This window comes from Micromonospora sp. DSM 43699, from assembly GCF_055517075.1.
The window spans coordinates 131625-142865 of the sequence record NZ_JBTMMT010000008.1; the positions used below are offsets into that span (position 1 = coordinate 131625).

Genomic DNA, 11241 nt, shown 5'->3' on the forward strand with positions numbered 1-11241 from the left:
GCGCGTCGGCTCAGGCGCGGGCGACGCCGTCGTGGCGGGCCGCCTCGGCGACCGCCGCCGCCACCGCCGGGGCGACCCGGGGGTCGAGCGGGGAGGGCACGATGGCGTCCGCGCTGAGCGACCCGTCGACCACCCGGGCGATCGCGTCGGCGGCGGCCACCTTCATCCCGTCGGTGATCCGGGTCGCCCGCGCGTCCAGCGCACCCCGGAACACCCCGGGGAAGGCGAGCACGTTGTTGATCTGGTTGGGGTAGTCGCTGCGCCCGGTGGCGACCACCGCCGCGTGCCGGGCAGCCACCTCGGGGTCCACCTCGGGCTGGGGGTTGGCCAGCGCGAAGACGATGCCGCCGGGGGCCATGCCGGCGACCGCCGCCTCGGGAATCCGGCCGCCGGAGACGCCGATCAGCACGTCCGCGCCGCGCAGCGCCTCGGTGACGTCGCCCCGGCGGCCCTCGGCGTTGGTGGTCTCGGCGAGGTGCGCCTTGGTCTCGGTCAGATCGGGCCGGTGCCGGCCGATGACGCCCCGGGAGTCGCAGACCACCACCTGCTCGGGATCCACTCCCCCGGCGACCAGCATGTGGGTGACCGCGATCCCGGCGGCGCCGGCCCCGCTCACCGTCACCCGCAGGTCACCGAGCTTGCGGTGGAGCAGGGTCGCCGCGTTGCGCAACGCGGCCAGCACCACGATGGCGGTGCCGTGCTGGTCGTCGTGGAAGACCGGGATGGGCAGCGCCTCGTCGAGCCGCCGTTCCACCTCGAAGCAGCGCGGCGCGCTGATGTCCTCCAGGTTGATCCCGCCGAACGACGGGGCGAGGGCCCGCACGGTCGCCACGATCTCGTCGACGTCCTGGGTGTCCAGGCAGATCGGCACCGCGTCCACCCCGGCGAACTGCTTGAACAGCACCGCCTTGCCCTCCATCACCGGCAGCGCCGCGCGCGGGCCGATGTTGCCGAGCCCGAGCACGGCGGAACCGTCGGTGACGACCGCGACGACGTGCGACACCCAGGTGTAGTCGTCGACCAGGGCCGGGTCGGCGGCGATCGCCTCGCACACCCGGGCCACCCCCGGGGTGTACGCGAGGGAGAGGTCCTCCCGGCTGGTCAGCGGGACGGTCGAGGCGACGGCCAGCTTGCCGCCGAGGTGCAACCGGAAGACGGGATCAGCGGGATCCACGGTGGATGCAGACATGGTGACTCCAGGATCTGTCGAAGCAGACGGAGCGGCCGGCGCGAGGGCGCGAGGTGAGGCGGAGCGGCGACACGCGATGCGGGGGGTCACCCGAACACCCCCGAGCATAGTCAGCCGCTCCTCGGCCGCATGTGAGGAGGGTCATATCCGTTTCGGCGTCAACCGACCGGGGCGGGGCCAGTAGCGGAACAGCACCCGACCCAGCACGTCGGCCACCCCGTACACCCGGGAGTCGTCGGTGACGAACTCGTTGTCACCGCGCAGCCACCAACCGTCGTCCTGGCGGCGGACGGCACGCTTGACCACCAGCAGGTCCGGCCGGCTCCGGAAGACGGCCACCACCACGTCCCCGGGACGGACCGGCCGACCGCCCCGACGGACCAGGACGGCGTCGCCGTGCCGCAGCGTCGGTGACATGGACGGCCCGCTCACGCCCACGGCGGTGAGCGGGGCGGGCAGCCGTGGGGTGGGACCGGACCCGCCGACCGTCACGAGGTTTCCCCTCCGCCCCTGCCGGGGACGTCCTCAGGAGTAGTGTCGTCTCGGATCATCGCAAACTTCCCATGGAGGACCCTGATGCGACTTCCCCGCATCCTCTCGCCCCGTGTGACCGCCAGCGCGCACTGCGACCTGCCGTGCGGCGTGTACGACCCGGCGCAGGCCCGCATCGAGGCCGAGTCGGTCAAAATGATCTGCGAGAAGTACCAGGCGAACACCGACCCGGAGTTCCGCACCCGGGCGATCCTGATCAAGGAGCAGCGCGCCGATCTGGTCAAGCACCACCTGTGGGTGCTCTGGACCGACTACTTCAAGCCGGCGCACTTCGAGAAGTACCCGCACCTGCACCAATTGTTCAACGAGGCAACCAAGGCGGCCGGCGCGGCCGGCGCCAAGGGTGCGACCGACCCGGCCAAGGCCGACGAACTGCTCCAGAAGATCGACGAGATCTCCAAGATCTTCTGGGAGACCAAGCAGGCGTGACCCTGCCCGTCACGGCACCGACGATCCGGCCGGCACGTCCACAGGACGTGCCGGCCGTCGTCGCGATGGTGCACGAGCTGGCCGACTACGAGCGGGCCGCCGATCAGTGCCTGCTCACCACGGCGCAGCTCGACGATGCCCTGTTCGGCCCGGCCCCGACCCTGTTCGGTCATGTCGCGGTGGACGACGACGTCCCCGTCGGCTTCGCGCTGTGGTTCCTCAACTTCTCCACCTGGGCCGGCGTGCACGGCATCTACCTGGAGGACCTGTACGTCCGGCCGACCCACCGGGGCACCGGGGCCGGCCGGGCGCTGCTCGCCACGCTCGCCGCGGTCTGTGTGGAGCGCGGCTACCAGCGGCTGGAGTGGTGGATGCTCGACTGGAACCCGGCCGCCCACTTCTACGCCTCGATCGGGGCCGAACCGATGTCCGAGTGGGTTCCCTACCGGCTCAGTGGAACGGCCCTACACGCTCTTGCGAGCCTTGGGGTGACGTCGACCACGCACGCCCGAGCCCGGCCGGGTAGAGTCCCGGACCGGGGGGATGAGGCGTGACTCAACTGACCGGCCAGCCAGCGACCGACGACGTCGTGCACCTCACCGTGCCCGCCGACGGCGGCTACCTGGGCGTGCTGCGCACCGCCACGGCGGGGCTCGCGGCCCGCCTCCAGTTCGCCCTCGACGAGATCGAGGACCTGCGCATCGCGGTGGACGAGGCGTGCGCGATGCTGCTCGCCATCGCCACCCGCGACGCCGAGTTGGAGTGCCGTTTCGCGGTCACCGAGGACGCGCTGACCGTCGAGGTGACGGTGCCGATCGTGCGCGGTGCGGCGCTGCCGGGCGAGTCCTCGTTCGCCTGGAAGGTGCTCACCGCGCTGACCACGGCGGCGGCGGCCGAGTCCGCCGACGGCCGGGCCACCATCTCCCTGCTGACCCGCCGCTCCGCCAGCTACTGACCCGCCGCTGCCGGGCTCCGCACCGCCCGGCGGGCACGGCCGACGTCTCGGCCGACGCGTCTCGGCCCGGTCCGCCGGTGGTGGCTCAGCCGAAGCCCAGGGCCTTCGTGGTGGGCGGGCTGACCAGCAGTGCGCAGACGCCGAGGCCGAGCGCCATCAGCGGTACGCCGAGCCAGCCCAGCCCGCCGCCGATCATGAACCAGCCGACCGGCAGCAGCATCAGCTCCAGCACCATCGCCGGGGCGCGGGCACCGGCCCGGCGGCGGGCCAACGCCCCGCCCAACGCCCAGAGCGCGACGGCGCCGGCGACGGCGAACCCGGTCACGAAGAGTGCCGAGACCAGGTCGGTCCTGGTGGCGGTCAGGTCGGCCCAGACCAACCATCCGGAGATCAGCGCGAGGGCGACCGCCTCGGCCCGCAGCAGGCGTACCGCCCAGCGCAGAGTGTCGGGAACCGGCGCGGAGTCGATCGTCACGCGGGCCACGATACCCCCGCCCGATCACGTAAAGTGCCGCCCATGCGGGCCGTCCTGGTGGTCAATCCGAAGGCCACCACCACCAGTGAACGCAGCCGGGACGTGCTGGTCCGGGCACTGCGCAGCCAAGTAGACCTGTCGGTGCGGTACACCCGGCGCAGGGGTCACGCCACCGACCTGGCCCGGGAGGCCGCCCAGGAGGGCGTCGACCTGGTGGTCACGCTCGGTGGCGACGGCACGGTCAACGAGGTGGTCAACGGACTGATGACCGCCGAGCCGCCGACGATCCGTACCGGCGGCTCCCCGGCGGAGCGGTTGCCGGCGCTGGCCACCGTGCCGGGTGGTTCGACGAACGTCTTCGCCCGTGCCCTCGGATTGCCCCGGGAGTGGGCGGACGGCACCAGCATGATCCTGGAGGGGCTGCGGCTCGGCCGGTCCCGGACGATCGGGCTGGGCCTGGCCGACGACCGCTACTTCACCTTCTGTGCCGGCTTCGGCCTGGACGCGGCGGTGATCCACCGGGTGGAGCAGGCCCGGCGGCGGGGGCGGGTGTCCTCACCGTCGCTCTACTTCCGCTCCACCCTGAGTCACTACTTCCTCAGTTCGGACCGGCGGCACCCGGCGATCAGCCTGGAGCGGCCGGGAGAGCCGGCCGAGGGCGAGCTGGGCACGGTGATCATCCAGAACACCGCGCCGTGGACGTACCTGGGCGAGCGGGAGATCAACCCGAACCCGGAGGCGTCGTTCGATCTCGGGCTGGACGTGATGGCGCTTCGTCAGCTGCGCGTCGCCAGCACCACACGGACGGTGACGCAGTTCCTGTCCCGACACCCCGATCCGCGCGGCAAGCAGGTGCTCCGGCTGCACGACGTGGACGAGTTCACCCTGGTCTCGGCCCGTCCACAGGCCTTCCAGCTGGACGGCGACTACCTCGGCGAGCGACACAAGGTCAGATTTTCCTCCGTTTCCGGCGCACTGAGAGTAATCTGTTAGGTCTCGGGTAACGCCCTAGGTCGAGCGGTCGGGACACCGCACGGCGCGGTGGCCGCCACACCGAGGAGGTAGTGCCGGAAATGTCAGCATTGTCACGCGGACTGTACTATATTGATCCTCGACTGTGGTACGCCGGGTAACCGGGGAAGCCTGAAAACCGGACAAAAGGGTCGTGAGCTTGCTCACCGAGCGGAGTTTTTCCGAGCGTCACCCTTGACATCGCGTTTGTTCGTGAAAGTATTCACAAGCGAACTTGAGTTACCGAGACATTGCCTGGATATGCTCGACCGCTTGAGCGGTTCCAGCAGGCCCAGGCGCTGAACGAGTCTGCTCACGCAATGCCGAATAGTCGTACGCGAACCGTCACGACCGGCACTGCGGACGGATATAAGAAAAGCACGAGCGTTATCTTCCGCCCATCCAGAATGAGGAGTGTTGCCGCCATGGACTGGCGTCACAATGCCATCTGCCGCGACGAGGACCCGGAGCTGTTCTTCCCGATCGGGACGTCCGGCCCGGCGGTTCTTCAGGTCGAGCAGGCCAAGGCCGTCTGCCGGCGCTGCTCCGTGACCGACCAGTGCCTGCAGTGGGCGCTGGAGTCCGGTCAGGACGCGGGCGTCTGGGGCGGGATGAGCGAAGAGGAACGCCGCGCGGTCAAGCGCCGTGGCGGCCTCCGGGTGCTGCGCGCTCACTCCGCCTGAAACCGATCACACGCTGTCCGCCCCGGCCGGGTCCACCACCCCGCCGGGGCGTTCTGCTTTCCCCACTCTCCGTAATGGGCAGTTGACCGAATTCGGGTGTCGATGCAATAACGTAGAGTAATGTCAACGCGGTGACCCTCGGTTACCCGACATTTGTGGCGTCGACCCGCCGCAGCACCAGGCCGACCAACTCCGGCGAATCGTTCAACGGCGCGCCGACCGCCACCGCACCCGCCCGCCGCGCCGCCACCACCACCGAGTCGTGGAAGAGCCCCGGCGCCAGGAAGTACGCCACCACCGCCACCCGCCGGGCACCGACCGCCCGCAACCGGGCCACCGCCACCTCGGCCGTCGGCGGGGCCGCCGAAGCGTAGGCCACCGTGCAGGGCACCCCGAACCCGTGTGACAGGGCGACGGCGACCCGACCCACCGACCCGCGGGCCCGCGCGTCCCTGGTCCCCGCCGCCGCCAGCACCAGCGCGTCGACCGGTCCCGGCCCCGCCTCGGTCAGCCGGCGGCCCAGCCCGGACAGCAACCCCGCGTCCACCGTCCCGTCCGCCGGCCCGAGCACGTCGGTCACCCGTACCGTCAGCTCGGGCGCGTCCTGTCGGGCCGCCGCCACCGCCGCCGGGACGTCCACCCGCCGGTGGTACGCGGCGGTGAGCAGCAGCGGCACCACCACCGCCGTACGGTGACCGGCGGCGGCCAGCCCTCGCAGCACCTCCGTCGGCCCCGGGTCGGTGTGGTCCAGCCAACTGGGCAGCACCGGGGTGCCGGGGCGGGCGGCCTCGACGGCCCGGGCCAGCGCCCGGGTCGCCGCCGCCGCCCGCGGATCCCGACTGCCGTGCGCCACCAGCACCACCGGGGGGACCTGCTCCGGCCCGGTCAGAGGTGCAGGCCGCACTCGGTCTTCTCGAACATGGCCCACCGGCCGGCGCGCGGGTCCTCCCCCGCCCTGGTCCGGCGGGTGCAGGGCCAGCAGCCGATCGAGCCGTAGCCCCGGGCGAGCAGCTCGTTGACCGGGATGTCGTAACGGGAGATGTAGGAGTCGACGTCGGACTGGGACCAGGCGGCGATCGGGTTCACCTTCACCTTGCCGCGCCGGGGGTCGAAGGTCACCACCGGCGTGTTCGCCCGGGTCGGCGACTCGTCCCGGCGTAACCCGGCGGCCCAGGCGTCGTACCCGGACAGGGCCCGTTCCAGCGGCTCGACCTTGCGCAGCTGGCAGCAGTCGTCGGGTGAACGGTTGAACAGCCGGGGCCCGTACTCGCCGTCCTGCTGACCGACGGTCTGCCGGGGCCGGATCGAGCGGACGTTCACCGGCAACCGTCGGGCCACCTCGTCGCGGACCCGCAGCGTCTCCGGGAAGTGCAGCCCGGTGTCGAGGAAGACCACGTCCACCCCGGGAGCGACCCGGGACACCAGGTGGGCCAGCACGGCGTCGGCCATCGAGCTGGTCACACAGAACCGGTCGCCGAAGGTGTCGGCCGCCCAGCGGGCGATCTCCAACGCCGGAGCGCCCTCCAGCTCGCGGCCGGCCCGCTCGGCCAACGCCCGCAGCTCGGCCGGGTCGCGCCGGGTCGGGTCGGTCGGTCGCGGACCGCCGGGCTCGACCAGGCCCAGGTTCGTGGCGGAGAGCAGGCCGGTCATCGGGCCACCGCCCGGCTGAGCAGGCCGTTGAACTTGACGGTGAATACCCGCGCGCAGGCGTGGCACTCCCAGGCGCCGTGTCCGGCCTCGTTCGGCCGCAGGTCCTCTTCGCCGCAGTACGGGCAGTACAGCGGCGCGGATCGGGTTTCGCTCATCGGAGTTCCTCCTCGTCGACCCTGATCACCCAGTTGGCGAACGTCTCGCCCTCGGTCCGGCCGGCCAGGTAGCGGCGGGCCAGTCGTTCCACGTACTCGGGAAGCTCGTCGGCGGTGGTCTTCAGGCCGCGCAGCTTGCGGCCGAACCCGGCGGTCTGCCCCTGGGCCATCCCCAGCCCGCCACCCAGGTGCACCTGGAAGCCCTCCACCTGCTGGCCGTCCGGGCCGACCACCAGCTGCCCCTTGAGGCCGATGTCGGCGACCTGGGTCCGGGCGCAGGCGTTCGGGCAGCCGTTGATGTGGATGGAGATGTCCGCGTCGAAGTCGCGCAGCCGCTCCTCCAACCGGGCCACCAGCTCCTCACCGCGCGCCTTGGTCTCGACGATGGCCAGCTTGCAGAACTCGATCCCGGTGCAGGCCATGGTGCCCCGCCGCCAGGCCGACGGCCGGGCCTCCAGGCCGATCCCGCGCAGCTCGTCGACCAGCGACTCGGTCCGCGCCGGCGGCACGTCGAGCACCAGCAGCTTCTGGTACGGGGTGAGTCGTACCCGGTCGCTGCCGTGTGCCTCGACCACGTCGGCGAGCTTGGTCAACTGCCCGCCGGAGACCCGCCCCACCACCGGGGCGGCCCCGACGTAGTTGCGCCCGTCGCGCTGCCGGTGCACGCCGATGTGGTCGACCGGCTTGTCGGGCAGTTGCGGGGCCGGACCGTCGAGCAGGGTGCGCCCCAGGTAGTCCTTCTCCAGCACCTCGCGGAACTTCTCCACACCCCAGTCGGCAACCAGGAACTTCAGCCGGGCCCGGTTGCGCAGCCGGCGGTAGCCGTAGTCGCGGAAGATGCCGACCACTCCCGCCCAGACGTCGGGCACCTCGGCCAGCGGCACCCAGACGCCGAGCCGCTTGGCAAGCATCGGGTTGGTGGACAGACCGCCACCGACCCAGACGTCGAAGCCGGGGCCGTGCTCCGGGTGCTCGACCCCGAGGAAGGCGATGTCGTTCGCCTCGTACGGGGTGTCGACCAGCCAGGAGATCGTGGTCTTGAACTTCCGGGGCAGGTTCGAGTACGCCTTGTCACCGACGTACCGGCTGACGATCTCGTCGATCGCCGGGGTCCCGTCGAGCAGCTCGTCCTCGGCCACGCCGGCGACCGGGCTACCCAGCACGATCCGGGGACAGTCGCCGCACGCCTCGGTGGTCTGCAGGCCGACCGACTCCAGCCGACGCCAGATCTCCGGCATGTCCTCGACCCGGATCCAGTGGTACTGGATGTTCTGCCGGTCGGTGATGTCGGCGGTGTCCCGGGCGAACTCCCGGGAGATGTCGGCGACCACGCGCAACTGGGCCAGGGAGAGCTGACCGCCGTCGACCCGGACCCGGAGCATGAAGAACTCGTCCTCCAGCTCGTGCGGCTCCAGCACGGCGGTGCGACCCCCGTCGATGCCGGCCTTGCGCTGGGTGTAGAGCCCCCACCAGCGGAACCGGCCGCGCAGATCCTGCGGGTCGATGGAGGCGAAACCACCGTGGGCATAGATGTTCTCGATCCGGGCCCGGACGTTCAGCGGGTCATCGTCCTTCTTGATCCGCTCGTTGGGGTTGAGCGGCTCACGGTGACCCAGGGCCCATTGTCCCTCCCCGCGGGGCCGACGGGGGGCACGGGTGGCGGGTACGGCGGGGGCCGTCGGGGTTCCGGGACGAGCCGGGGTGCTGCTGACCGCCATTGCGGCGTCCTCCGTTGTCTCTGCGGTGCCTCGGTGGGAGCGCGGACGCGGCGGCGACCGGCCCTGGAAGGGCCGAGGACAACGGTGTCGGAACGGCCGGCGCAGTACACGCGCCCGAGACGGATGGGTCGGGCGTCGTCAGTGGGCCGGACAAAGCGCGCTGCGCACGCGGCCGTAGTCGACGTGGCGGCGGGCCACGAAGCGGCGGACGACAGCGGCGGTCATACCGCCATGCTCCCACACCCCCCGCAGACCGGCCAATGACCACGTGCGACATCCCACATCACGGACCGCATCCCCACCGTCACCGCCCCACCCTGTCCGCAACGCTCCCCCTCCGCGCACCCCACCTTGCGCGCCCGACGCCCACCCACCTTGCTCGCCCGCCGTCGAGTCCGTTTGTCGCTCGCCCGCCGTCGAGTCCGTTTGTCGCTCGCCCGCCGTCGAGTCCGTTGTCCGCACGCCCGCCGTCGCACCCGAGTCCATGCTTGTTCACCGGACCCGCATGCACTCGGACCCGCACACGCCACACCCGGCGTCCCTCGCCCGGAGCCCCGCCTGCTCGCCGAGTCGGCGTGCCGCCCACCGCCCGACCAACTGCTCCCGACTCGGCGGAACATGCCATCCCGCCTGCCGCCCCGCCCCCACCCATACCTCTTCAGCGCCTTTCGAGCTGATGACGAGAACGAATCGCGACTCCGACGAGCGGGCCAGGCGCTGACATCGATAGACACAAATGATATTGCGATCGTCGCCCCGAGGGCCGGAGGCCAGGGGCCGAGGCCGGGAGCCGAGGCCGGGAGCCGAGGCCGGGAGCCGAGGCCGGGAGCCGAGGCCGGGAGCCGAGGCCGGGAGCCGAGGCCGGGAGCCGAGGCCGGGAGCCGAGGCCGGGAGCCGAGGCCGCAAGCCGAGGCCGGGAGCCGAGGCCGGGAGCCGAGGCCGCAAGCCGAGGCCGGGAGCCGAGGCCGGGAGCCGAGGCCCGATGCGGGGCCGGGGACGAATGCCGAATGGGCGGCCGGGACAACGGAAGCCGCCGGAGGGGAAGTCGACCTCGGCGGCGGGTGAGTAGCCTGAGTCACGCGGGTGTCGATGGTGAATCGTTTACGTCATCAGCTCCAAAGGATGCGAACCCCACCCCCGTAGGTAGCGGCGATGTCCGGTGCGAACAGGCCCGACCTGGCCGGCAGCCCGACGTCCACGGCACGCGCCACTGACGCCACGGGCACCGTAGGCACCGGGCGCATCAGCCGCCGGAGCGCCAGCCGAGGGCGGTGGTGCCGGCCGCGACAGCTTCCACGCCCCCCATGTGATCGAACCCAGAGTCACACCGGCTCCGGCTCCGGCTCCGGCTCCGGCCGCATCGTCGGGCCGGGTGTGAAATCCTCGACCGGTGGGCGCAATGTCCAAAACGCGGTACTCAGGGCGGTGGGTGGGGTCGCTGGTCTGGGCGGTTCCGCTGATGGTCACCCTGGTCGCCGGATGTTACGGGATCAGTCGGGCTCAGCCCTGGCGCGACGAGTTGGCCACCTGGAGCGCCGCCACCCGACCGGTCGGAGACCTGTTCCGGCTCACCCGCACCGTCGACGCGGCGACCGGGCCGTACTACCTGCTGGTGCATGCCTGGACCAGGCTGTTAGGCGATTCCGTGACGGCGCTGCGGCTGCCCTCGGTGTTGGCGATGGCGGGGGCAGCCGGCCTCACCGCCGTACTCGGTCGGCGGTTGTTCGGGGCACCTGCCGGCCTGCTCGCCGGCCTGCTCTTCGCGGTCCTCCCGGCCACCTCCCGGTACGCGCAGGAGGCCAGGCCCTACGCCCTGGTGACCCTTTTCGCCGTGCTGGTGACCCTGCTGCTGGTCCGCGCGCTGGACCGCCCCGGGGTGCTGCGTTGGTCCTTCTACACTGCGGCCGTCGCCGGGCTCGGCCTGGCGCACCTGCTCGCCCTGGGCCTGCTCGCCGCGCACGCCGTGGTGGTGCTGACCGCTAGGAGCACCGCTCCCCACCGACCGGGCACGGCCAAACCGGACGACGCCGGGCCGGACGACGCCAGGTCGGGTGACGACGGGTCGGGTGACGACGGGTCGGGTGACGACGGGTCGGGTGGGAGGCTGCGGGATCGACGGTTGTCGGGGTGGGCGGTGGCTGTGCTGGGGGCCGTGCTGGTGCTGGTGCCGCTGCTGGTCGTCGCGCAGGGGCAGCGGTCCCACCAGCTCGACTGGATCGCCCCGGCCCGGCTGGCGGATCTGGCGGCCCTGCCGGGCGGTCTGGCGCAGGGCGGTGTGGTGGGCGGAGTACTGGTCGGGCTCGCCGCGCTCGGGGCGGCCCGATCCGGATGGCGCGGCCTGCTCCCCGGGGCCTGCGCGGTGCTGCCGGTGCTCCTGCTCTTCGTCGCCGCGCTGGCCGTACCTCTCTGGGTGCCGCGTTACCT

General features: G+C 72.0%; 12 protein-coding genes and 1 pseudogene. 6 read left to right on the plus strand and 7 right to left on the minus strand.

The annotated features are described in order from the left end of the window. Positions 1 to 10: 10 nt before the first annotated feature. Both AC0AIB_RS06795 and AC0AIB_RS06800 read right to left on the minus strand, forming a co-directional pair. Positions 11 to 1189 carry an NAD(P)-dependent malic enzyme gene (locus AC0AIB_RS06795; RefSeq protein WP_328343322.1) on the minus strand — a complete coding sequence of 393 codons (1179 nt, stop codon included), beginning with the start codon at positions 1187 to 1189 and terminating at the stop codon, positions 11 to 13. A gap of 141 nt (positions 1190 to 1330) precedes the next feature. Next, positions 1331 to 1681, minus strand: coding sequence for a S24/S26 family peptidase (locus AC0AIB_RS06800; protein ID WP_465096240.1), 351 nt, complete (start codon positions 1679 to 1681; stop codon positions 1331 to 1333). An 84-nt stretch (positions 1682 to 1765) separates the two neighbouring features. Between AC0AIB_RS06800 and sodN the strand changes: the two genes are divergently transcribed. From sodN to AC0AIB_RS06815, 3 genes are read left to right on the plus strand one after another with little or no spacing between them, the layout of a single operon-like run. Continuing rightward, entirely contained in the window at positions 1766 to 2170 is a 405-nt protein-coding gene (gene sodN / locus AC0AIB_RS06805; protein WP_328343319.1) for a superoxide dismutase, Ni, read from the plus strand. Further along, a complete protein-coding gene (locus AC0AIB_RS06810; protein WP_328343317.1) occupies positions 2167 to 2724 on the plus strand; it encodes a GNAT family N-acetyltransferase in 558 nt (185 codons plus the stop codon). Before sodN ends, AC0AIB_RS06810 begins: the two co-directional genes overlap by 4 nt. Then, positions 2721 to 3125 (plus strand): ATP-binding protein, encoded by a 405-nt coding sequence (locus AC0AIB_RS06815; RefSeq protein ID WP_328343315.1) that lies wholly within the window; start codon positions 2721 to 2723, stop codon positions 3123 to 3125. Before AC0AIB_RS06810 ends, AC0AIB_RS06815 begins: the two co-directional genes overlap by 4 nt. 85 nt (positions 3126 to 3210) lie before the next feature. Here AC0AIB_RS06815 and AC0AIB_RS06820 read toward each other — a convergent pair whose 3' ends face one another. Then, the gene (locus tag AC0AIB_RS06820) at positions 3211 to 3600 is read right to left on the minus strand and encodes a hypothetical protein (protein ID WP_328343313.1); all 390 of its coding nucleotides are present in this window, start codon (positions 3598 to 3600) and stop codon (positions 3211 to 3213) included. A 42-nt stretch (positions 3601 to 3642) separates the two neighbouring features. On the opposite strand from AC0AIB_RS06820, the gene AC0AIB_RS06825 reads away from it, so the two are divergent. After that, positions 3643 to 4593, plus strand: coding sequence for a diacylglycerol/lipid kinase family protein (locus AC0AIB_RS06825; RefSeq protein ID WP_328343311.1), 951 nt, complete (start codon positions 3643 to 3645; stop codon positions 4591 to 4593). A gap of 443 nt (positions 4594 to 5036) precedes the next feature. Continuing rightward, positions 5037 to 5294 (plus strand): WhiB family transcriptional regulator, encoded by a 258-nt coding sequence (locus AC0AIB_RS06830; protein WP_328343309.1) that lies wholly within the window; start codon positions 5037 to 5039, stop codon positions 5292 to 5294. Positions 5295 to 5436: 142 nt separating this feature from the next. On the opposite strand, the gene AC0AIB_RS06835 is transcribed toward AC0AIB_RS06830, so the two are convergent. Genes AC0AIB_RS06835 through AC0AIB_RS06850 form a run of 4 tightly spaced genes read right to left on the minus strand, consistent with a single transcriptional unit; the run spans position 5437 to position 8817 of the window. Continuing rightward, complete coding sequence (locus AC0AIB_RS06835; RefSeq protein ID WP_465096241.1) at positions 5437 to 6198, minus strand: sirohydrochlorin chelatase; 762 nt, start codon at positions 6196 to 6198, stop codon at positions 5437 to 5439. Beyond that, positions 6180 to 6944 (minus strand): phosphoadenylyl-sulfate reductase, encoded by a 765-nt coding sequence (locus AC0AIB_RS06840; RefSeq protein WP_465096242.1) that lies wholly within the window; start codon positions 6942 to 6944, stop codon positions 6180 to 6182. Before AC0AIB_RS06840 ends, AC0AIB_RS06835 begins: the two co-directional genes overlap by 19 nt. Beyond that, positions 6941 to 7099 carry an IS1 family transposase gene (locus tag AC0AIB_RS06845; protein WP_208568333.1) on the minus strand — a complete coding sequence of 53 codons (159 nt, stop codon included), beginning with the start codon at positions 7097 to 7099 and terminating at the stop codon, positions 6941 to 6943. Before AC0AIB_RS06845 ends, AC0AIB_RS06840 begins: the two co-directional genes overlap by 4 nt. Then, on the minus strand, positions 7096 to 8817 hold the full coding sequence (locus tag AC0AIB_RS06850; RefSeq protein ID WP_328343302.1) for a nitrite/sulfite reductase: 1722 nt from the start codon (positions 8815 to 8817) through the stop codon (positions 7096 to 7098). The genes AC0AIB_RS06845 and AC0AIB_RS06850 overlap by 4 nt, the downstream gene beginning before the upstream one ends. Positions 8818 to 10216: 1399 nt before the next feature. On the opposite strand from AC0AIB_RS06850, the pseudogene AC0AIB_RS06855 reads away from it, so the two are divergent. After that, positions 10217 to 11083 (plus strand): annotated as a pseudogene (locus tag AC0AIB_RS06855) (glycosyltransferase family 39 protein); the annotation flags it as partial. Positions 11084 to 11241: the final 158 nt, after the last annotated feature.

Bases quoted from the DNA above. Each gene is read 5' to 3' on its own strand.
- AC0AIB_RS06795 (WP_328343322.1), bottom strand. From the start codon at position 1,189: ATGTCTGCATCCACCGTGGATCCCGCTGATCCCGTCTTCCGGTTGCAC.
- sodN (WP_328343319.1), top strand. From the start codon at position 1,766: ATGCGACTTCCCCGCATCCTCTCGCCCCGTGTGACCGCCAGCGCGCAC.
- AC0AIB_RS06825 (WP_328343311.1), top strand. From the start codon at position 3,643: ATGCGGGCCGTCCTGGTGGTCAATCCGAAGGCCACCACCACCAGTGAA.
- AC0AIB_RS06830 (WP_328343309.1), top strand. From the start codon at position 5,037: ATGGACTGGCGTCACAATGCCATCTGCCGCGACGAGGACCCGGAGCTG.
- AC0AIB_RS06840 (WP_465096242.1), bottom strand. From the start codon at position 6,944: ATGACCGGCCTGCTCTCCGCCACGAACCTGGGCCTGGTCGAGCCCGGC.
- AC0AIB_RS06845 (WP_208568333.1), bottom strand. From the start codon at position 7,099: ATGAGCGAAACCCGATCCGCGCCGCTGTACTGCCCGTACTGCGGCGAA.
- AC0AIB_RS06850 (WP_328343302.1), bottom strand. From the start codon at position 8,817: ATGGCGGTCAGCAGCACCCCGGCTCGTCCCGGAACCCCGACGGCCCCC.